Genomic DNA, 21,102 nt, shown 5'->3' with positions numbered 1-21,102 from the left:
ACCTTTAAAATAACGTTTCATGTGAAGTAATTCTGCTATATAATAAATGAGAACGTTAGGAGGAGAGAAAATGAAGTTGTTTAAAGAGTTTTTATTGATTATTAGTTTTTCTTATTTAGGGGAAATTGTATCAAAGCTATTTAAATTACCTATCCCCGGAAGTGTGATCGGCATGCTTTTACTATTTGCAGCACTATACTTTAAGTTTGTGAAAGTAGATGATGTTGATATGGTTGGGACCTTCTTATTAGATAATTTAAGTATTTTATTTTTACCAGCAGGGGTCGGGATTATGGTCGACTTTGATTTGGTTAAAGATAGCTGGTTTAGCCTGTTGTTGATGACCATTGTATTAACAGGTTTAACAATGGCGGTCGTTGGTCGTGTGGTTCAATTTGTTAAACGAAAATACGAAGGTGATTTAGCGGGGTTAAACGAAGAGGAGGAGCATGGACATGTTACACGAATTGACGAGTAATTATTTATTTGGTTTAGTTTTATCGATTGCTGTATTTTTATTAGCAAGAGAACTGGCTGCTAAGTTAAAGTTACCAATTTTTAATCCACTGATTGTGTCTATCTTAGTAGTTATTGCCTTTTTAAAATTAACAAATATTCCGTATGAAAATTATAACCGTGGTGGCAGTATATTAACGATGTTAATTGCGCCTGCTACTGTAGCTATAGCAATTCCGTTATATAAGTCATTTCATTTATTAAAATACCATGCACGTTCAATCATGGCAGGAATTATTGTAGGGTCATTTTTCAGTACATTTATCACGGCTATTACGGCTATACTATTCAAATATAGTCCAGAATTAATGGCATCGGTGTTACCGAAATCTGTTACAACAGCTATTGCAACAGAAATTGCTGTTAAAATGGGCGGTATCCCAACCATTACGATTATTGTAGTAATTATTTCAGGAATTATGGGAGCGATTATTGGACCTACAGTTCTTAAGTGGGCAAAAATTGAAGAGCCCGTAGCCAAAGGAATAGCATTAGGAACTTCAGCTCATGCGATTGGAACGTCTAAAGCGATGGAGCTTGGAACAGTTGAAGGAGCGATGTCGGGACTAGCTATTGGTGTAGCTGGTGTTGTTACGGTGGTCGCTGCGCCACTTACTTTAAAAGTTGTTGCGTTATTTATATAGAATATAAAAACAGTTTAGCGTGTGCTAGGCTGTTTTTTGTTTGTTTTACGGTGGAAAAGTTGCATCATAAAGTGATTTAGCATACCATTAAGAGGCAAGTCAAAATGAATAAAGCGTTTCAATAATGGAAAGAAAAGTAAGGGGAATGACAAGGTATGACTAGAAAGTTAATTGCATTTGATATTGATGGCACGTTGTATACATCGGATCGTAAAATTCTAGATAGTAGTTTACGTGTGCTAAGAGAATTAGAAGAGGCAGGGCATTATGTGACAGTCGCAACTGGACGTAGTTACTTTACAGCGCAAGAAGCACTTAAAGAATTAGGTGTAAAAAATTACATCTTATGTAATGGAGCGTATGCGTATGAAAATCATGAGTTATCACATAGTTTTCCGATTGATAAAGAAGAATTAAAAGAAATCGTTGCGCTGGCAAATGAAAAAAATATAGATATTCTTTATCAAACTGAGCGTGAAGTGAAGCAGCAAAAAGAATTTAGAGAACAAAGTGATCGTCAGAAAAAAGTGGGTTACGAGCATTTCGGACCATCATTCGATTTTGATATTGATAAAGAAGACGCAATCTATCAAGCGATTATGTTCTGTACAGCTGATCAAGAGGAACTTTTCACACCACTTCTTGATAAATTAAGATTTACACGTTGGGTATCTGATGGTGTAGATGTCGTTTCTAAACATGGTTCGAAAGCTGAGACCTTAAAAGTTATTGCTAAGGACAAAGGGATTGCGGAAAAAGATATCATAGCATTTGGTGATGGCGAAAATGATATTGAAATGTTAGATCTTGCAGGTCTTGGTGTTGTAATGGGCAATGCTTCTGATTTAGTTAAAGGACATGGTAATTACATAACGAAGAGTAATGATGAACATGGGATTTTACATGCCGCTATTGAAAATGGTCTAATTGAGAAGTAAAAAAGACGCCTCCTTTGAAAGGGAGCGTCTTTTTGTTTAGTCAATAATTAAAACATCTTTGCCAATAGCAAAAGGTTGTAATTTGTTGATGTGATCGTAGAACATTACACCGTTTAAATGGTCGATTTCGTGCTGGATAACAATTGCATCATAGTTTTTGAATTTTTTCTTTTGGGTTTCACCGTTAACATCAGTATAAGTTACGGTAATACGAGCATGACGAACAACATATCCTGGTACTTCACGGTCTACTGATAGACAACCTTCGCCATCACGTAGACAAGCATCTTGAACAGTATGGCTAATGATTTTAGGGTTAATCATAACAGCACTAAATGTAGGTTCATCAATTTCAGGATCCATGCTTGGGATATGAACAGCGATCATACGTTTTTTTATATCAAGTTGAGGTGCTGCAAGACCAACGCCACCACGTAGATTGTATTTTTCGGCAATTTCAGGATCTTGACTATTTTTTAAGAATGTTAGCATTTCATCAGCTAGAGTTTTATCTTCATTAGACAGAGGAAGTTCAACTTCAGGGACAACTTCTCTAAGGGTTGGGTTACCTTCACGGATAATATCGTTCATTGTAATCATAATTAGTATCTCTCCTTATTCTTTAAATGACGTAAAACTACGGTTATGTGTCATTTTTTCATCACTATATTGTATCATAAAATATAGAAAAAAGAATAAAAAGTGGCTGAAGTTATTGTGGACTAAAAAAGGGGAGAAATAGGGATTTAAGCTTGCATTTAGGTAGGGCATAGGGTAAAGTAAGATTGTACGAATTTTCGTATGACCCATCACTTGGTTTATCGAGTCACCAACGGTTTACTCAGTTTTCGGGTGAAATTATAGAAAGAGGTGGATACACATGGCAATGTCAAAAGAGCAAAAAAACCAAATCATCAAAGAGTACGCACGTAAAGAAGGAGATACTGGTTCACCAGAAGTACAAATCGCTGTATTAACTGCTGAAATCAATCACCTAAATGAGCATTCTCAAACACACAAAAAAGATCACCATTCATACCGTGGTTTAATGAAAAAAGTTGGACACCGTCGTAACTTATTAGCTTACTTACGTAACAACGATGTAACTCGTTACCGCGAATTAATCCAAAAATTAGGTTTACGTCGTTAATCATAACTGACAACCTACTCGAAAGTGAGGTTCATTATGAATCTCGCTTTCTTTTGTTTTTTATTTCTTTCTTAAAAAAAGAAGAGATGGCATAAAGACGAGTATTCCTATATGATAATCGTTTATATATAACTAAAGGGTGACGATAACCGCTACTATGCAAATGAGATGATCTGACTAAATCAGGCCCTGTCATTTGTTTAGTAGTTGCTGTCCCCTAAAAAGGAGAAGATAAAATGGTAAGTTCAGAAAAAAAAGTTTTTTCAATGGATTGGGGCGGACGTCCGCTATCAGTTGAGGTTGGTCAATTAGCCAAACAAGCAAACGGATCAGTTTTAGTTCGTTATGGAGATACAGTTGTTTTAACTGCAGCAGTAGGGTCAAAAGAACCTAAAGATGTTGATTTCTTCCCGTTAACAGTTAACTACGAAGAGAAAATGTACGCAGCAGGTAAAGTACCTGGAGGCTTTATTAAACGTGAAGGTCGTCCAAGTGAGCATGCAACATTAACAGCTCGTTTAATTGACCGTCCGATTCGTCCGATGTTTGCGGAAGGTTTCCGTAATGACGTTCAAATCACAAATATCGTGATGAGTGTTGAGCAAGATTGTACACCTGAAATGTCAGCTATGTTAGGTTCATCATTAGCATTATCTATTTCAGATATCCCATTCAATGGCCCTATCGCTGGAGTAAACGTTGGTCGTATTAACGGTGAGTATGTGTTAAACCCAACTGTTGAACAAACTGAATTATCAGATATCGAGTTAAGCGTAGCTGGTACAAAAGATGCGATTAACATGGTAGAAAGTGGTGCTAAAGAAGTATCTGAAGAAGATATGCTAGGTGCATTATTATTCGGACATGCTGCCATTAAAGAATTAGTTGCTTTCCAAGAAAAAATTGCTGCTGAAGTTGGCAAAGAAAAAATGGAAATCAAATTATTACAAATTTCTGAAGAATTAGAAACTGAAATCAATGATGCTTATAAAGCACGTATGGTTGAAGCAATTCAAACTGAAGAAAAATTAGCACGTGAAGATAATATCGACGCTGTTAAAAAAGAAATCATCGAAACTTACGAAGAAAAATTCGCAGGTGAAGAAGATGCTGCTAAACGTATGAAAGAAGTGCGTCAAATTGCAGAAGATATGGAAAAAAATGAAGTGCGTCGTTTAATCACAATTGATAAAGTACGTCCTGATGGTCGTAAAATTGATGAGATTCGTCCGCTTGCAAGTGAAGTAGGTATTTTACCTCGCGTTCATGGTTCAGGATTATTCACTCGTGGTCAAACACAAGCGTTATCTACTGTAACATTAGCGCCATTAGGTGAGCACCAAATTATTGATGGCTTAGGTTCTGAAGAAACAAAACGTTTCATCCATCATTATAACTTCCCTCAATTCTGTGTTGGATCAACTGGTCCTACTCGTGCACCAGGTCGTCGTGAAATTGGTCACGGTGCTTTAGGTGAACGTGCTATGGCTCAAGTTATTCCATCAGAAGAGGAATTCCCATACATGATTCGTGTGGTTTCTGAAGTATTAGAATCAAATGGTTCATCATCTCAAGCAAGTATCTGTGGTGGGATCTTAGCTCTTATGGATGCTGGTGTGCCGATTAAAGCACCTGTAGCTGGTATTGCAATGGGTCTTGTAATGGACGGAGATAACTATACAGTTTTAACAGATATTCAAGGTCTTGAAGATCACCTAGGCGACATGGACTTTAAAGTTGCAGGTACTGAAGCAGGGATTACGGCTTTACAAATGGATATCAAAATTGAAGGTATCACTGAACAAATCTTAACTGAAGCGTTAGCACAAGCTAAAAAAGCTCGTATGGAAATCCTTAATGTGATTACCTCTGCGATTGCTGAACCTCGTGAAGAGTTAAGCGAATACGCTCCTAAGATTGAAATGATCCAAATCAATCCTGATAAGATCAAGACAGTCATTGGTAAAGGTGGCGACACAATCAATTCAATCATTGAAGAAACTGGCGTTAAGATTGATATTGACCAAGAAGGTAACGTAAGTATTGCAGCAGTTGATGCAGCGATGATCAAACGTGCTATCGAAATTATTGAAGAGTTAACAAGAGAAGCTAAAGTTGGTGAAACTTATAAAGCGACTGTTGTCCGTGTTGAAAAATTCGGTGCATTTGTTAACTTATTTAAAGGTAAAGATGCTTTAGTTCATATCTCTCAATTAGCACATGAACGTGTTGCTAATACTGAAGATGTTGTTAAAATGGGTGACGTTATCGAGGTTAAAGTTACAGAAATCGATAAACAAGGCCGTGTTAATGCTTCTCGTAAAGAGTTATTACCAAAACCAGAAGTTAAAAAAGAAGAAAAACCAGAAGTTAAATAATTATTATAAAAGCCTATATCTAGATAAGATATAGGCTTTTATTGATAGGTTTGATAAAATAGATAAAGTAACGACTTACTTTTGATAGGTTAGGAGGATTTCAAATGGATGTATCAATTATTATGCCATGTTACAATGGTCAAAATTATATAGAAGAAACATTAAAAAGTATCTATCAACAATGTACAGACTTACTTGATATTGAGGTGCTTTTATTAGATGATGCTTCAAGTGATAATACGTTAGATGTACTTCGAGAGTATACGAGTGTACATCGTCATCCTAACTTGAAATGGGAAATTATTTCTAATTCTGTAAATAGAGGTCAGGGTGTTTTGCGTAATGAAGGGATTAAGAGGGCTCAAGGTCGCTATCTCTTTTTTTTGGATTCGGATGATATTATTGAAAAAGATATGATGATCGGGATTTTTACTTCTTTAAAAAAATACTTGGAAGAACCAGAAGTTGTTCAGTTTGAATGGGCTTTTTTTGATGATGTGACGAATAAAATAAATTATAGCCAGCCGACCAATGAAAAAAATGGAACACTGTTTCTTGGGGGGAAATGTGAGCGTGTGTTAAAGCAAGCTATATATTATCCTGTAAATCGTTTATATAAAAAAGAATTCTTGTTAACACATGATATTTGTTTTGGTGAAGGATATATATATGAAGATTTTGAATTTTTTGTAAGGATGGCAACTAAAGTTGAAAGTTTACTTATTCTTAAAGCTATTTATTATTATGTTCGATTACATAATAATTCTACAACAGGAGCTAATAGAAAGACCTCTAAACATTTTAATGATTTTCAAACAGCCGTATCACAGACTATGTCAAGTGTTCAGACGAGAGATAAAGAATCGTTATATCATGTACTGCATTATTTTTTAAGTAAGTCTGTAGGATATGCTCCGAGGTTTCCGGAAGAATTATGTGATGAAGCTGTATTGGGAGTAATGAAAATGATAAAGGAACAAGAGGGAAGGTTTATTATCCCAAATGATGCACCCGAATTAGATAAGAAGTTGTTTAATATTATTTTAAAAAATAGTGAAGATTTAGAAAAGGTTAAGGGATTATTTAAAACGAAACATCGGAAAGAGTTACCGATAAGGTTATTAAAAAAAATAAAAAGAGAGATAAAGAGTGAAATAGTATGGATATATCAATAATAATACCGGTATTTAATGCATCAGATTTTATAGATCAAACGTTGATGTCTCTGACTTCTCAAAAAGAACTGGGTTCTCTTAAGGTTGAAGTGATTTTATATAATGATGAGTCTACTGATGATAGTATGTCTTGTATTCGAGAGTTTATAGAGATGCAAGATACAAAGTTTTCGTGGGTAATAAGAGAGAATGATAGGAACAGTGGTCAAGGTTACACGAGGAATAGAGCGTTAGAGATTAGTCAAGGTGAAACGATTTTATTTTTAGATAGTGATGATTGGTTAGAAGAAAAGGCACTTTCAAAAGTATGGCGTGCCTATAATGAATCTGACAAGCCTGATATGGTTCAGTTTGAATGGGCTTATTATAATGCTTTAACAGGGAAGCAATCCTATGTTGAAATCAGCAATCTTTCAGGTAGAGAAGTGCTAGAAGGTGATGAGTGTGATAAGTTATTAGCAAATAAAACTTATTTTTCAGTGAATAAATTGTATAAGAAAGAATTTATTGACAAAGCTGTTATAGAGTACGGGGAAGGATATATTTACGAAGATTTTGAGTTCTTTGTAAAGTCGATTAACAGAGCAGGAAAAATAGTATGTTTGCCTAATATTTTATACCTAGTTAGGGTACATGAGAATTCAACAACAAAAACAAATCATAATACAACAAAGCACTATGATAGTTTTGTAATTGCGACAAATAAAACAATGGAAATTTTAGAACCTAGAACATCAGAAACTCGGTTTTACGTCTTACGTTATTTTCTTGACCGTTCATTTAAATATGGCATTCGAGTTCCAGGTGAGTATAAATCAAAACTAATTTCTCACGTTCAATCGTTAATAGTTAAGTATGAAGATGAGATTCGAATACCGACTAATGAAACGAAGTTGTTTAAGAGGTTAGTGAGTAAAACTTTAAAAACGAAAGGAAAAGCATCACTGAAATTTGATTATAAAGCAATCAATTACGGGTATAAGGTAGCTAATAAAGTAAAGAGTCAACTTCTCCCGTTGGAAGTCCCGGTTGTGAAGCGCCGTGTATATAAGTTAGTAAATAAAATTGCGATGAAAGTACTACCAAAACCTGCTAAATATTTGGGTGGGACCGTGATGCTAGGATTTGACTTCAAATTAAAAGGGAATTCTAAGTATTTGTTTGAGTATCTAGTGGAACATGAGCCAGATGCACCATTGTATTTTGCGAGTTGGGATAAGGCAGTTCCTGATAAATACAGATTAAAACCGTTTAGTCGTCAATTTTATCAGGCATTATCTTCAGCGAAAGTAGTTGTTTCGGAATCGTGGGTTCCTCTTGACATTAAGAAGTATCCTAATCAAGAATGGATTCAATTGTGGCATGGTACACCGCTTAAAAAAATGTTGTTTGATAGTTTTGAAGTAGACATTGTGTCCAAAGCGCCGACTCATAAAAAGGCCAAGATGGCAGATATTCAGAGATGGGATTATTTCTTATTGGATGCTCCTATTGCTGTTGATAAGTTCAAGAGTTCAATGCTTATTCCAGATAAGAAGTATTTGAAGTATGGCTACCCTAGGAATGAGTGGTTAATAAATAATGTTGCGGATAAAGAAGGTGTTAAAAAAATACTTTATGTTCCAACATGGCGAGATTATAATCACCGTATCGATGCGAGTAAACAGGATTTTGCATATTTCTTGAATTTAGAAAAATTATCAAATTTGTTAGGTGAAGGGTATGAAATTCATGTGAAGGATCATGATTTAGTTGTTGGCAATACGGCTTCTAGTGAGTTACGACTAGTGACTCATGGTAAAGAGAGTGATATTCAAGAGTTAATTGCCCAAGTAGATTATGTGATTACAGACTATTCATCCGTTCTGTTTGATTGCCTTCATATTGAGACACCGTTCTACTTATATGTAAAAGATTTCGATAAATTTTCTCAAAGCAGAGGAGTATACGAGGATATTTATGCTGATTTTTCAACAGTTACGACAGATGAGGTGGAACAATTAGCTGAGATGATTAGAGATGAGGTTACACTTAGTCTCTCTGATGAGTATAAATTATATACGGCAACGCCGAATGAATTACTACTGCAAAAGATAAATGACTTATCGAAATAAAAACTCTCTAAAATGTAGTGACCCAAAAAGTTAGACTTAAACTCTAACTTTTTTGGGTCGTTATAAAAGAGGGCTTTTTAATACTCAATTATTAGACCGAGTTCTGTTGCGATAACTTCAGATTGTAAGGCACTGATAGTCAGCCCACTTAATTTTTCAGGAGAAAAAGCAATTTTTTCAAAGGTGCAACTTGATAAATTTAAACCCGCTAGAGTTGTGTTAAACCAGCTGCTACCTGTTAGGTTACATTTATTAAGTGTGAGATGTTGCCAAGTAATCTCATAAAAGTCACTTTCTTTTAATGAACAAGTTTGGAAGCTGACAATTTTAAGTGTTGCGTAAGCATATGACGATAAATCATTGATACAATCGATGAATTGAACATCTTTTAATGTTCCTTCAGCAAAATTAGAGCCAGTTAACCGGCAGTTCTTAAAAATAACACGTATAAATGAGCAGCCGATCATTTCACAATTAGAAAAGTCACAGTTTTCAAAAATAGCATCCTGAACTTCGAAATTTTTAAATGAACTAGAACTAAAATGAGTTCCTATAAAATGAGATTGTTCAATGGCTTGGTAAGAAGTAGTATGGTAACTAAAATCAGAAGCAGCATTGATATGTCCTGTGATAAGAGAGTCTTCCTCTAAATAACAGGTTTCTTCTGAAAGAACTTTGGGAAGTTTTGGTTCGATAGGCATTTTTACTTTGGTTGATTTAGCCATAATGAGCCTCCTTTAATTTTACTAGTAGTGTAACATATGATGCTTGGTTTTGGGGATGAAAAGTTATTGACAATACTTTAAAAGCTTGCTATACTTATGAAGTTGAGAATTAAGCAGAAGCACCCGCTTCTCGCCTTAGTAGATAATAATCTCTGGGCTAGATAGTTTTTCTTTTAATCTTAAGGATTAAAATGAAAGTATGCGGGGGTCTTCAAAAAGAAGACTCTTTTTTTCTGTATTAAAACTCGTAATAAACAACAGAGAGGTGAATGACCATAGCAAAAGATATGATGGTAAATGACGGTATTCGTGCTCGTGAACTGCGATTAATTTCAGATACAGGAGAACAGTTGGGTGTCAAAACTAAAGCGGAAGCTTTAAAAATGGCCGAAGATGCAAACCTTGATTTAGTAGTTGTTTCTCCAACAGCGAAACCACCTGTAGCCCGCGTCATGGATTACGGTAAGTATCGTTTCGAACAACAAAAAAAATCTCGTGAAAATCGCAAAAATCAAAAAGTGATTAATGTGAAAGAAGTCAGACTTAGTCCAACAATTGATAGTAATGATTTTAATACAAAATTACGCCAAGCACTTAAGTTCTTAGAAAAAGGAGACAAAGTGAAAGCTTCAATCCGTTTCAGAGGCCGTGCCATTACTCACAAACAAATTGGTCAGGACGTCTTAATGCGCTTCGCAGACGAAACAAAAGAACTAGCTGACATCGAGCAAAAGCCTAAGATGGATGGTAGAAGTATGTTTCTTATGTTAGCACCAAAAAATGAGAAGTAATAAAAAGATTTTGAGGAGGAAATAGAGATGCCAAAACAAAAAACTCACCGCGGATTAGCTAAACGTGTAAAACGTACAGGTGGTGGCGGACTTAAAAGATTCCGCGCTTTCACTAGTCACCGTTTCCACGGAAAAACTAAAAAACAACGTCGTCAATTACGCAAAGCTACAATGGTATCAAAAGGCGATTACAAACGTATCCGTCAACAATTATACGCATTAAAAAAATAATCTAAAACTGAAATCGATCATATAGATGATCATACAGAAATCAAGGAGGAATAACCATGGCACGTGTTAAAGGTGGTAAAGTAACTCGCCAACGTCGTAAAAAGACGCTTAAGTTAGCGAAAGGCTACTATGGCTCAAAACATACATTATACAGAACAGCAAAAGAACAGGTGATGAAATCTTATAGCTATGCTTACAGAGATCGTCGTCAGAAAAAACGTGACTTCCGTAAATTATGGATCGCTCGTATCAACGCTGCTGCTCGTATGAACGGCTTAAGCTACAGCAAAATGATGCACGGCTTAAAATTAGCTGAAATCGATATCAACCGTAAAATGTTAGCTGAATTAGCAGTTAACGATGCGGCTGCATTCACTGTATTAGCTGACCAAGCTAAAGATGCATTAGCTAAATAATTTTAATATTCAAAACACTTCTCTTAATTGAGAGGTGTTTTTTTGATTGGAAATTAAAAATAGATGTGTAAAAAAGAATGTGAATTTATTATTTAGTTTGTTTTGAATAATGAATAAGAACTGAATTTTTTTAAACAAAATGCAAAATAATCAAGTTTGTTGATTATAAAAAAATTAAAAATATTGTTAACTTATTCACAAATGATTATTTTTTATGTTATGCTTTGATAGTTGTAGAGGTAGTTAGTAACCTAACTAGTTCGATTGTTGAGTCAGATAAAGAAAGAGGTTATGTTATGAATTTAGTTGCATTAGTAGTAGGTCTGTGTAGTTTTATTGGGATTAAATGGTTAGCGAAGAGCAAAAGTTTTAGCTTTTTGACCATTGTTTCCCTGATTATTGGTATTATTCTTGGTTTAATATTCAAAGGTCAAACGGAATATTTCTCTGTACTTGGAACAATCTACGTTAAAGTAATATCCATGATGGTTATACCACTTTTAATGGTATCCTTGATTAGAAGTATCTCGATGATGGAATCTTTATCAGCTCTTAAATCAATAGGGCTTAAATCTTTCTTTTGGTTATTATTTCAAACATTATTAGCTGCTTGTGTCGGGTTATTTTTAGCTCTTATAACTGGAGTAGGCAAAGGAACACATTTAATAGCGGCCGCTGATTATACACAAAAAGAGGTGCCGGGAATTACACAAGTTATAACAGATTTATTTTCAAATAACTTGTTCCAATCTATGGCGGAAGGTAAAGTTATCCCAGTTGTCTTTTTTGCGATAATGGTAGGGATAGCTATCGTAGTTGTTGATGGTGCTGGACGTAATGTTAAGGCATTTAAAGAGTGGATTGATTCGGTTTATATTATTATTTATCAAATTGTAAAAGTATTGGTTAAGTTATTACCATATGCTATTATTCCGCTGATTGCTAATACAATTGCAATGAGTGATTCATCTGTATTGAAACCATTATTATTAGTCATTGTGTTAACATTTATTGGGTGTTTCTTCCATACGTTTATCACAGGAGGTATTTTGATTTCGGTAGTAGCTAAGATGAATCCTATAACTTATTTTAAAAATATTATGCCTGCTCAAGTCATGGCTTTTTCTTCAAGAAGTAGCTCTGGCACGTTACCGCTTTATGTTGAGTGTTTAACGGATAATGTAGGGGTTTCACCAACGATTGCTAACTTTGTTGGGTCATTAGGAACGACAGTTGGCATGGCAGGGTGTGCAGGTGTGTGGCCTGTATTACTAGGAGTGTTTGCGATGAATGCTACAACAGGGAGTGTTTCTGTATCCCAAGCCGTGATGTTAGTTTTATTAACACCGTTAGTTTCATTAGGCACTGCAGGTGTACCTGGTGGAGGTATTCTGATTGCCACAGCAATGTTCTTAACGATGGGACTGCCTGTTGAGTTAGTCGGTATATTTGCTGGTATTGATGCTTTTGTTGATATGGCAAGAACAATGACTAATGTAAGTAGTTCGATGACAGCTGCCACACTTGTCGCGCATTCAGAAGGGGCTATTCAAAACTCTGAGAGTACACAAATAGTATAAGCAGTTAATAGATAAGTCCGATAGTAGAGTATTCTACATATCGGACTTTTTTTAATATAATTTTAGTAGGATTTGGTGTGGATATCTTACAGGATAATTTCTTTATAAATATGAAAATAATTAATGAAAACATGAACTTATGCCCTTGATTAGACTTGTTAACAGTTTCCACATTTTAACTATATATAGTGTTTTATTTTTGTGATATAAAATATAGTTCTATATATAGTGTTTGTTCGCATTGAAATTTATTGCGCAATGATGTAGAATGAGCAGTAGAATTAATTAAGAAGGAGTTTGATGGACATGTTGGATAAAGGTAAGGATTCTGTTGGATTAGGCGCGATGAAAGTAGTAAAACGCGACGGACGTCTAGTTGATTTTGATGACCAAAAAATTTATGATGCGTTGTTAAAAGCAGAACGTAAAATTACTGGTAGTGTAACGCCGATGGCTGAAGCACGCATCCAAAATGTGATGTCATTAATTACCTCTGAGATTGACTCACGTTTCAAAACTGATGTTAAGATTTATGAAATACAAAATATTGTGGAGCATATGTTACTAGATCAACAAGAATATGATTTAGCAAAAGAATATATTAATTACCGTACAAATCGTGATTTTGAGCGCAGTCAAGCGACAGATATTAATTTTACGATCGGTAAACTTTTAGGAAAAGACCAGGCTGTAGTTAATGAAAATGCCAATAAAGATAGTGATGTTTTTAATACACAACGTGATTTAACAGCAGGGATTGTTGGGAAATCAATTGGGTTGAAATTATTACCGGCGCATGTATCAAATGCCCATCAAAAAGGTGATATTCACTATCATGATTTAGATTATCATCCGTATACACCGATGACGAACTGTTGTTTAATTGATTTTAAAGGCATGTTGAATGAAGGGTTCAAAATCGGAAACGCTGATGTTGAAAAGCCTAAATCTATTCAAACAGCGGCTGCTCAAATCTCGCAAATCATTGCTAATGTAGCTTCTAGTCAATATGGGGGTTGTTCTGCTGACCGAATTGACGAGTTATTAGCGCCGTTTGCTGAGTGTAACTACGAGAAACATTTGGTTGATGCTAGAGAATGGATACCAGATGCTAGTCAGCATGATGCTTATGCAAAAGCTAAAACGAAAAAAGATATTTACGATTCTATGCAGAGTTTGGAGTATGAAATCAATACACTATTCACCTCGAATGGTCAAACACCGTTTACTTCATTCGGTTTTGGTTTAGGGACAAGTTGGTTTGAACGTGAGATTCAAAAAGCAATTTTACAAATTAGAATTGAAGGATTAGGTCAAGAACACCGTACGGCTATTTTCCCGAAACTTATTTTCTCAATTAAACGCGGTACAAACTTAAATCCAGAAGATCCTAACTATGATGTGAAAGAGTTAGCGTTAGAATGTGCAACAAAACGTATGTATCCTGATGTTCTAAATTACGATAAATTAGTTGAGTTGACAGGTAGTTTCAAAGCGCCAATGGGTTGTCGTTCATTCCTTCAAGGTTGGAAAGACGAGAACGGTGAAGAAGTTAACTCTGGACGAATGAATTTAGGTGTTGTCACACTTAATTTACCGCGCATCGCCCTAGAAGCTGAAGGAGATAAAGAGAGATTTTGGGCTATTCTTGAGGAACGTCTAGCGATTGCTAAAGATGCTTTGGTATATCGTGTAGAACGTTGTAAAGAGGCTGAGCCAGTCAATGCGCCTATTCTATATATGTATGGTGCGTTTGGTAAGCGTCTAGTTCCAGGTCAAAAAACAGATGAATTATTTAAAAATAAACGTGCGACAGTATCGCTTGGGTATATTGGATTATATGAAGTGGCGACAAGCTTTTATGGTGGGGCTTGGGAAGGAAATCCTGAAGCCAAAGAGTTTACCCTTGAGATTATGTCACACCTTAAGTCTAATACAGATGCGTGGAGCGATGAATACGGCTATCATTTTAGTGTTTATTCAACCCCGAGTGAAAGTTTGACAGACCGCTTCTGTCGCCTTGACCGCGAAAAATTTGGTAAAGTTGAGGACATTACGGATAAAGACTACTATACAAATAGTTTCCATTATGATGTTCGTAAAAATCCGACGCCTTTTGAGAAATTAGATTTTGAAAAAGACTATCCTAATTATTGTTCAGGTGGGTTTATTCATTACTGTGAATACCCTGTTCTTCAACAAAATCCGAAAGCTTTAGAAGCGGTTTGGGATTATTCGTATGATCGTATTGGGTATCTGGGAACGAATGCACCGATTGATCGCTGTTATGACTGTGGTTTTGAAGGAGATTTTTCACCAACCGAACGTGGTTTTGAATGTCCAAGTTGTGGCAACTATGATCCTAAAACGTGTGATGTTGTCAAACGTACATGTGGGTATTTAGGTAATCCACAAGCTCGTCCAATGGTACATGGGCGTCACAAAGAAATTTCATCACGAGTGAAACATTTAAAAGACTAATGGTTTAAAAGGCGGCCGATGTGTCGTCTTTTAATTTACGATAGAGGAGTGTCAGTATGAGAAATCCGAAGCCGAAAGAATGGCTATCAGAAGAGTACAGTAAAGGGTACTACGCTGATTACAAGCCCTTTAATTTTGTGGATGGTGAAGGTGTGAGATGTAGCTTTTACGTGAGCGGTTGTTTGTTCGCTTGTAAAGGTTGCTATAACAAAGCAATTCAGAATTTTAATTACGGTCAACCGTACACAACAGAAGTGGAAAATCAGATTATAGAAGATGTGGGCCAAAGCTATGTCCAAGGTTTAACTTTACTTGGTGGGGAGCCCTTTTTAAATACAGAAGTTTGTTTGTCATTAGTCAACAGAGTCAGAGCAACTTTTGGTACAACCAAAGATATTTGGGCGTGGTCAGGTTACACATTTGAAGAGCTTCTTCAAGAATCGGATGATAAGCTCGACTTACTACATCAAGTTGATATTTTGGTTGACGGTCGTTTTGAGTTAGAGTTATTAGATTTAAATTTACAATTCCGTGGCAGTCGTAATCAACGGATTATCGATGTAAAAGCGTCCTTAGCAGCAGGTGAAGTTGTTATCTGGGATAAATGTAAGGATGCAGATCAAAAATTTGAACCTATAAAAAAAGAGATATAAAAAGCGACGCTCCTGTTGGGAGTGTCGCTTTTTTGTTAAATAAGTTTCTCTTCCTGGCCATCTGTATAATAAGATAACGTTGGGAAGAGAAGGCTAATAGTTGTTCCTTCACCTTCAACAGAAGAAACATAAATCATATGGTTTAGTTTTTCAGATAGGCTTTTAGCTAAGTATAGACCCAGTCCAGTTGAGTGATGAGTTTGATTTCGTCCAGTTGCACCGGTAAATCCTTTGTCAAAAATACGGCGTTGGTCGGCTATAGGAATACCAATACCAGTGTCTGTAATCTCGAGCCATTGACCTAAGTCATTTTTAGATATCTTAAATGTAATAGCCCCATCATTAGGGGTGTATTTCAATGAGTTACTTAGGATTTGATTGATAATAAATCCTAGCCATTTTTGATCAGTTAATACATCTTGATCTTCACCCACAAATTCGTAGCGAATATTTTTTTGGATGAAATAATTGGCATGTTGCCTAATTAAAGGTTGGATAATACTCTTTAATGAAACTTCTTGAATCAAATAATCACGTGAAAAACTGTCTAGTCTTGCATAATATAAAACTTGTTCGACATAACTTTCTATTTTTTGTAGATTGTCTTGCAGTTGATAATAGTGTGCATCAGAAAGGTCATCTTCCAATGTATCAGAAAGTAATTTGATAGAAGCAAGTGGAACTTTGATTTCATGAACCCAGCTGTCTATAAACTCTTTTTGGTCTTGTTGATTTTGAATCAGTTCACTGAGAGTATCCTGTTTTTCTGAGAGCAAGAGGTTGAAATAATCCTGTGTAATCCGTTGTTCTTCTGTAGTAGCATCGCTTAGTGACTCAGAAAAGAAATCAGAATTTTTCTCCATATTTGCTAGTGCTTTAAGCCATTTATTTTTCTTGCGGTAACTAAGTACGAGGTATGAGAGTAGAGCGAGTGATTGTAGTAAAACAAGGTAACCAACTGAGGCCCAATTCAGTTGCACGCTTGGTGTCAACCATAATACGAGGCAGGTGATACTTGTCATCAGTGACCATAAACTGAATAAGCCACGTTTATCTTTTAAAAAGTGTTTAATTGTCATACAGTTTTACTCCTTATCTTAGGGGATAATGTAACCTTGCCCGATTTTGGTTTCGATGTAGTTGGCAAGGCCGGCGTGTTCAATTTTTTTTCTTAGGCGATTGATGTTAACCGTTAACGTATTGTCGTCAACGAAACGTTCATCATCCCAAAGGGCGCGCAATAATTTGTCACGACTTACAATTTTTCCATTATTTTTTAGGAGATGATAGAGCAGTTTAAATTCATTTTTACTTAGATCGATGGTCTCATCTTCAACTTGGAAGGTGCTATTTTCCATGTTGAGCATCAATCCATTATGAGTTAAGACATTGCTTGTTTGTTCGCTATAGTTATAAGTTCTACGGAGAAGAGCGTTGATTTTAGCAATCAAAATATCCATGGAAAATGGTTTGTTAACAAAGTCATCTCCCCCCATGTTCATTGACATAATCATATCCATATTAGTGTTACGGCTTGAGATAAAAATAATTGGTACTTTAGATACTTCTCGAATTCTTTGACACCAATAAAAGCCGTCGTATATTGGTAGATTAATATCCAATAAAATAAGATGAGGAGAGTATTGTGTGAAATTATCTAGGACAGCGTTGAAGTCAGTTACGCAAAACGTATCAAAATTCCATTTTTGTAACGATTCACTTAGTAACGCGCTGATAGATTCTTCATCTTCTACAATCATAATTTTAAACATAAATAGGTCCTCCTGTAGCAACTAGTTATTATGGTAGTAGTATACCATTTGTCAGGCTAGTGAGGATACTAATGCGTCGATGTGACAGAACTGTTAGGTGAAATGTAAGAGGTGAGCATGGTATGAGGTAAGGTATTTTGATATGATAGTTAAATAAGAGAGTAAGAAAGAGAGTAAGAAAGAGAGGCGAGGACTCAGATGAATCCTGTATTAGAAGTAAATCGATTGACGAAAATTTATGGCAGTAAGTTTAATCCCACACCAGTTTTAGAATCTATTTCATTTTCTGTAACTAAAGGAGAATTCGTAGGTGTTATGGGTCCTAGTGGAGCAGGTAAGACGACACTTCTTAATATTTTATCTACCATCGACACGCCAACGACTGGCAAAGTATTGATTGATGGGACAGATATTACCCGTATATCTGAAGCAAAGTTAAGCCGGTTTAGACGTGAAAAACTGGGGTTTATCTTTCAAGATTTTAACTTACTTGATTCGTTAAATGTTAAAGATAATATTTTATTGCCGTTAGCTTTAGAGAAAGTTCCGGTATCAGAGATGGAAGAACGTTTGGATAAAATAACACGTATCTTAGGTATCCATCATTTGTTAGGGAAGAAACCTGTTGAGATTTCAATTGGCCAAAAGCAACGTGTTGCGGCAGCCCGAGCAATTATTACTGAACCTCAGCTTATTTTTGCAGATGAACCGACGGGATCGCTAGACTCAAAATCAGCTACGGAACTTTTGCAATATTTAACTGAAATTAATAGAAAAGAACAAGCCACTATCTTAATGGTGACGCACGATGCGTTTACAGCGAGTTATTGTCATCGTATTTTATTTATTAAAGACGGTGTTGTGTTTTCTGAATTAGTTCGTCAAGGAACACGTAAAGAATTTTTTCAAAAAATTATGGACATGCAGACGGCTATTGGAGGTGGCGTAAGCAGTGACCTTACTTAAGCTTTCTTGGAAGCGAATAAAAAGTCAGTCTGACGATTATCAACTCTATATCGGAAGCATGATTGTAGCCGTTCTTGTATATTATAGTTTTATGGCAATGAGTCAAAATCCTGAGTTGGTTGACAGGTTGAAAGACAGTGCGAATATTGCAGCTACACTTAAAATAAGTGGCGGGTTAATTAGCTTTTTTCTTTGGGTATTTATGTTTACCGCAAATCGAATTTTTATAAAGAAACGCAAAAAAGAGTTGGCCTTATATGGGTTACTAGGCATGAGAAAGTATCAAGTTGTCCTAATGTTAGCGATAGAAAACTGTGTGATTGGCGCTGTTGCATTAAGTATTGGATTAGTTTTAGGTGTCATATTTTCAAAATTATTTTCAATGATTTTATTAAAGGTATTAGCTTTGCCACTTGAATTAGGAATGTCACTTTCAGTCCAAGCGATGTATCAAACGATATCGATGTTTGTGTGGTCACTCGTGACAGTCTCTTTATTAAGTGTGGTAACCATCTGGCGAAGTAAGTTAATCGTGCTATTTAAAGCGACTCAAAAAGGTGACAGAGATAAGCGTATTACCTTAGTTACAGTATTAAAAGCACTCATTGGTATAGCCTTCCTAACTTATTCATACTATCAGGCCTCTAGGTTGATTGTCTATATGCTAGAATTGAACGACAAGACGCACTCGGATGCAGGCTTTATTTTTGCAGCGCTACTTATTTTGATGTATGCCGTTGTGGGGACGTACTTCTTTTTTTCAGGAACCTTACCAGTTGTAATGACTGTGTTAAAAGGTCAAAAGAAAGTCTATTATCAAGGAATTCGAATGGTAACTCTAGGGAATTTGAGTTTTAATTTACGACGAAATGCTTTTTTATTAGCGACGATTGCAGTATTCACGGGTACAGCATTTGCTGCAGTTGGTGGTGCTGCCAATGTGTATGAGTTTGGTATGAATTCAGCTGAAGCGGAAGGACCGGTTGATTATATTGTCGATCAAACAGATGCTAAGAAGCTGAAAGAACTTATAAAAAAACAGGTTCCGCAAGTAGAGATAGCTGAAAGAAAGATGTTAATCGGTGTAAAAGGCGCGAAGTTTAAATCTACGGTATTCGGAGATTTGTCAACTTATGTAGGGCCTGTAAATGTCGTTTCAGAAAGTGAGTATCAATCGGTAAGTGAAATTAATCCGCATATGACTCATTTTTCAAAATTGACTAGTGATGAAGAGGTTATTTTTTTACCACGTAATGTTACGAATTATTTAGAAATTCAGAAACAAGAGGTTGCAACTATTCAATTATCAGGAGTAAGTGATGAACTTAAAGTGAAACGAATAGGTGAGGATAAAATAGGTGGGTCGCGTTATAGTCGTTACAAACTTCCAACTGTTATTGTGACAACAAGACTTTTTCAACACTTATCCAAAGAGGTTAGTTCAAAACAAGTTTTCTTAAGTTTATCTGGTGATTTTGATGAGAAAGAGTTGTATAAGACAGTAGAAGAAAAATTTCAGTTTAGAAAGAGAGTAATGACAGATACGATTGGTTTTGATAAAACTAAAAATAAAGTGACAGGCGACGTGATGGAAAGTCCATGGAAAAATAGTGATACTCAAGGAACTGGCTCATTTATGACGCGTTATAATTTTATGGGAAGTTATCCTGTTTTAGAGACAAATCGTCAGATGTTTGGCCAATTAGTTTATCAAGCAGTCTTTTTAGGACTCATCTTTTTGATTGCGACAGGAAGCATTATCATGTTAAAGCAGTTATCAGAAGCTGAAGATGAAGTTGCTAGGTATCAAATGTTACGTAAAATAGGGGTGTCTTCTTCGGAAATTAAAAGAAGTATTTACAGCCAAAATTTAGTGGTGTTTTTAGCGCCAGTTGTCATTGCTTACTTACATGCTAAATATGCCTTAACAGCTCTATCGTTCTTGATTTATGGGGTGACGACACGTTTAACTTATTTTATCTTTTTAGGATTAGGTCTGATTTATTTTATGTTTTATATTGTGACCTCTAAGAAGTATCTATCAATTGTAAAAAAACAATAGCTAGATAAAAATAGAAGTGGGTGAGGTCTTTATTAGTAGAATTTATAAAGAAACGCTTACATTGCTATTTATTAAGAAAATACTTGTTTTTAAGCATGAAAAATATGGTATAATTTTTCAATGTATAATTAATAGAGTGGCTAAAAAAAAGGTGTTCAAATTCAGACTAAAGTCTTAATTTAAGTTAAGACAATTGCTTGATTTATTCTTTTACTAATCAGAGTAAACTATAAAAGTAAAAGATAAATCACAAAGGTGAATGATTGAAACATTGAATTTATATAAACAATGCGAACTTGGATGAGGAGAGAAATTATGCTTGAGACACTAAAGCAAAAGCTATTAAATGAAACCGTACAATATTGGCTTATCTTTTTCGGAAAGACAATTTTTTATGTTGTGGTGATGTTGGTATTAATTTATCTGTATCATTTCAGTCATATTGATGGTGGTAGTTTTATTTACAATGAATTCTAGCGATGAGAGATGTCGTAAAGAATAGGAAAGGAT

The 21,102-nt window shown here is 35.4% G+C and carries 20 protein-coding genes and 1 other annotated feature; of the genes, 16 read left to right on the top strand and 4 right to left on the bottom strand.

The genetic code is table 11. From position 1 onward, the window contains the following. The first annotated feature begins 70 nt into the window (after positions 1–70). The 3 genes from CBF31_RS07095 (at position 71) to CBF31_RS07085 (ending at position 2,098) form a co-directional block, all read left to right on the top strand. On the top strand, positions 71–478 hold the full coding sequence (locus CBF31_RS07095; protein ID WP_126831686.1) for a CidA/LrgA family protein: 408 nt from the start codon (positions 71–73) through the stop codon (positions 476–478). Next, the gene (locus CBF31_RS07090) at positions 456–1,160 is read left to right on the top strand and encodes an LrgB family protein (protein WP_126831685.1); all 705 of its coding nucleotides are present in this window, start codon (positions 456–458) and stop codon (positions 1,158–1,160) included. The genes CBF31_RS07095 and CBF31_RS07090 overlap by 23 nt, the downstream gene beginning before the upstream one ends. A gap of 155 nt (positions 1,161–1,315) precedes the next feature. After that, positions 1,316–2,098 carry an HAD family hydrolase gene (locus tag CBF31_RS07085; RefSeq protein WP_126831684.1) on the top strand — a complete coding sequence of 261 codons (783 nt, stop codon included), beginning with the start codon at positions 1,316–1,318 and terminating at the stop codon, positions 2,096–2,098. A gap of 36 nt (positions 2,099–2,134) precedes the next feature. Here CBF31_RS07085 and def read toward each other — a convergent pair whose 3' ends face one another. Next, entirely contained in the window at positions 2,135–2,698 is a 564-nt protein-coding gene (gene def / locus CBF31_RS07080) for a peptide deformylase (protein ID WP_126831683.1), read from the bottom strand. Between the two features lie 280 nt (positions 2,699–2,978). Between def and rpsO the strand changes: the two genes are divergently transcribed. The 4 genes from rpsO (at position 2,979) to CBF31_RS07060 (ending at position 8,915) form a co-directional block, all read left to right on the top strand. Beyond that, positions 2,979–3,248 (top strand): 30S ribosomal protein S15, encoded by a 270-nt coding sequence (gene rpsO, locus CBF31_RS07075; RefSeq protein WP_126831682.1) that lies wholly within the window; start codon positions 2,979–2,981, stop codon positions 3,246–3,248. 236 nt (positions 3,249–3,484) lie between these two features. Then, positions 3,485–5,626: a polyribonucleotide nucleotidyltransferase gene (gene pnp, locus CBF31_RS07070; RefSeq protein WP_126831681.1), complete on the top strand. Its 2,142-nt coding sequence runs from the start codon at positions 3,485–3,487 to the stop codon at positions 5,624–5,626. 104 nt (positions 5,627–5,730) lie between these two features. Further along, positions 5,731–6,801: a glycosyltransferase family 2 protein gene (locus tag CBF31_RS07065; protein ID WP_126831680.1), complete on the top strand. Its 1,071-nt coding sequence runs from the start codon at positions 5,731–5,733 to the stop codon at positions 6,799–6,801. Beyond that, complete coding sequence (locus tag CBF31_RS07060; protein WP_126831679.1) at positions 6,786–8,915, top strand: bifunctional glycosyltransferase/CDP-glycerol:glycerophosphate glycerophosphotransferase; 2,130 nt, start codon at positions 6,786–6,788, stop codon at positions 8,913–8,915. The genes CBF31_RS07065 and CBF31_RS07060 overlap by 16 nt, the downstream gene beginning before the upstream one ends. 77 nt (positions 8,916–8,992) lie before the next feature. Here CBF31_RS07060 and CBF31_RS07055 read toward each other — a convergent pair whose 3' ends face one another. Beyond that, positions 8,993–9,640 (bottom strand): pentapeptide repeat-containing protein, encoded by a 648-nt coding sequence (locus tag CBF31_RS07055; protein ID WP_126831678.1) that lies wholly within the window; start codon positions 9,638–9,640, stop codon positions 8,993–8,995. Positions 9,641–9,745: 105 nt separating this feature from the next. Then, positions 9,746–9,880: a sequence feature (ribosomal protein L20 leader region), on the top strand. Positions 9,881–9,909: 29 nt separating this feature from the next. Between CBF31_RS07055 and infC the strand changes: the two genes are divergently transcribed. The 6 genes from infC (at position 9,910) to nrdG (ending at position 15,792) form a co-directional block, all read left to right on the top strand. After that, positions 9,910–10,431, top strand: coding sequence for a translation initiation factor IF-3 (gene infC / locus CBF31_RS07050; RefSeq protein ID WP_126831677.1), 522 nt, complete (start codon positions 9,910–9,912; stop codon positions 10,429–10,431). Between the two features lie 27 nt (positions 10,432–10,458). After that, positions 10,459–10,662, top strand: coding sequence for a 50S ribosomal protein L35 (rpmI, locus tag CBF31_RS07045; protein ID WP_126831676.1), 204 nt, complete (start codon positions 10,459–10,461; stop codon positions 10,660–10,662). A gap of 56 nt (positions 10,663–10,718) precedes the next feature. After that, positions 10,719–11,078 carry a 50S ribosomal protein L20 gene (rplT, locus tag CBF31_RS07040; protein WP_126831675.1) on the top strand — a complete coding sequence of 120 codons (360 nt, stop codon included), beginning with the start codon at positions 10,719–10,721 and terminating at the stop codon, positions 11,076–11,078. Positions 11,079–11,374: 296 nt separating this feature from the next. Continuing rightward, the gene (locus CBF31_RS07035; RefSeq protein WP_126831674.1) at positions 11,375–12,658 is read left to right on the top strand and encodes a dicarboxylate/amino acid:cation symporter; all 1,284 of its coding nucleotides are present in this window, start codon (positions 11,375–11,377) and stop codon (positions 12,656–12,658) included. A gap of 306 nt (positions 12,659–12,964) precedes the next feature. Continuing rightward, positions 12,965–15,139: an anaerobic ribonucleoside-triphosphate reductase gene (gene nrdD, locus CBF31_RS07030; protein WP_415674394.1), complete on the top strand. Its 2,175-nt coding sequence runs from the start codon at positions 12,965–12,967 to the stop codon at positions 15,137–15,139. Positions 15,140–15,195: 56 nt separating this feature from the next. Continuing rightward, on the top strand, positions 15,196–15,792 hold the full coding sequence (gene nrdG, locus CBF31_RS07025) for an anaerobic ribonucleoside-triphosphate reductase activating protein (RefSeq protein WP_126831672.1): 597 nt from the start codon (positions 15,196–15,198) through the stop codon (positions 15,790–15,792). Positions 15,793–15,827: 35 nt separating this feature from the next. Here the strand turns inward: nrdG and CBF31_RS07020 are convergent, their stop codons facing one another. Together CBF31_RS07020 and CBF31_RS07015 are read right to left on the bottom strand one after the other, a co-directional pair. After that, positions 15,828–16,871: a sensor histidine kinase gene (locus CBF31_RS07020; protein ID WP_126831671.1), complete on the bottom strand. Its 1,044-nt coding sequence runs from the start codon at positions 16,869–16,871 to the stop codon at positions 15,828–15,830. Positions 16,872–16,889: 18 nt separating this feature from the next. Then, a complete protein-coding gene (locus CBF31_RS07015; RefSeq protein ID WP_126831670.1) occupies positions 16,890–17,564 on the bottom strand; it encodes a response regulator transcription factor in 675 nt (224 codons plus the stop codon). Between the two features lie 198 nt (positions 17,565–17,762). On the opposite strand from CBF31_RS07015, the gene CBF31_RS07010 reads away from it, so the two are divergent. The 3 genes from CBF31_RS07010 (at position 17,763) to CBF31_RS07000 (ending at position 21,069) form a co-directional block, all read left to right on the top strand. After that, the gene (locus tag CBF31_RS07010; protein ID WP_126831669.1) at positions 17,763–18,530 is read left to right on the top strand and encodes an ABC transporter ATP-binding protein; all 768 of its coding nucleotides are present in this window, start codon (positions 17,763–17,765) and stop codon (positions 18,528–18,530) included. Beyond that, on the top strand, positions 18,517–20,592 hold the full coding sequence (locus CBF31_RS07005) for an ABC transporter permease (protein WP_126831668.1): 2,076 nt from the start codon (positions 18,517–18,519) through the stop codon (positions 20,590–20,592). The genes CBF31_RS07010 and CBF31_RS07005 overlap by 14 nt, the downstream gene beginning before the upstream one ends. A gap of 315 nt (positions 20,593–20,907) precedes the next feature. Further along, a complete protein-coding gene (locus CBF31_RS07000; RefSeq protein ID WP_126831667.1) occupies positions 20,908–21,069 on the top strand; it encodes a teichoic acid D-Ala incorporation-associated protein DltX in 162 nt (53 codons plus the stop codon). Positions 21,070–21,102 lie beyond the last annotated feature (33 nt).

The organism is Vagococcus fessus (assembly GCF_003987565.1).
Taxonomy (GTDB): domain Bacteria; phylum Bacillota; class Bacilli; order Lactobacillales; family Vagococcaceae; genus Vagococcus_D; species Vagococcus_D fessus.
This window is presented reverse-complemented; position numbering and strand designations above follow the sequence as displayed.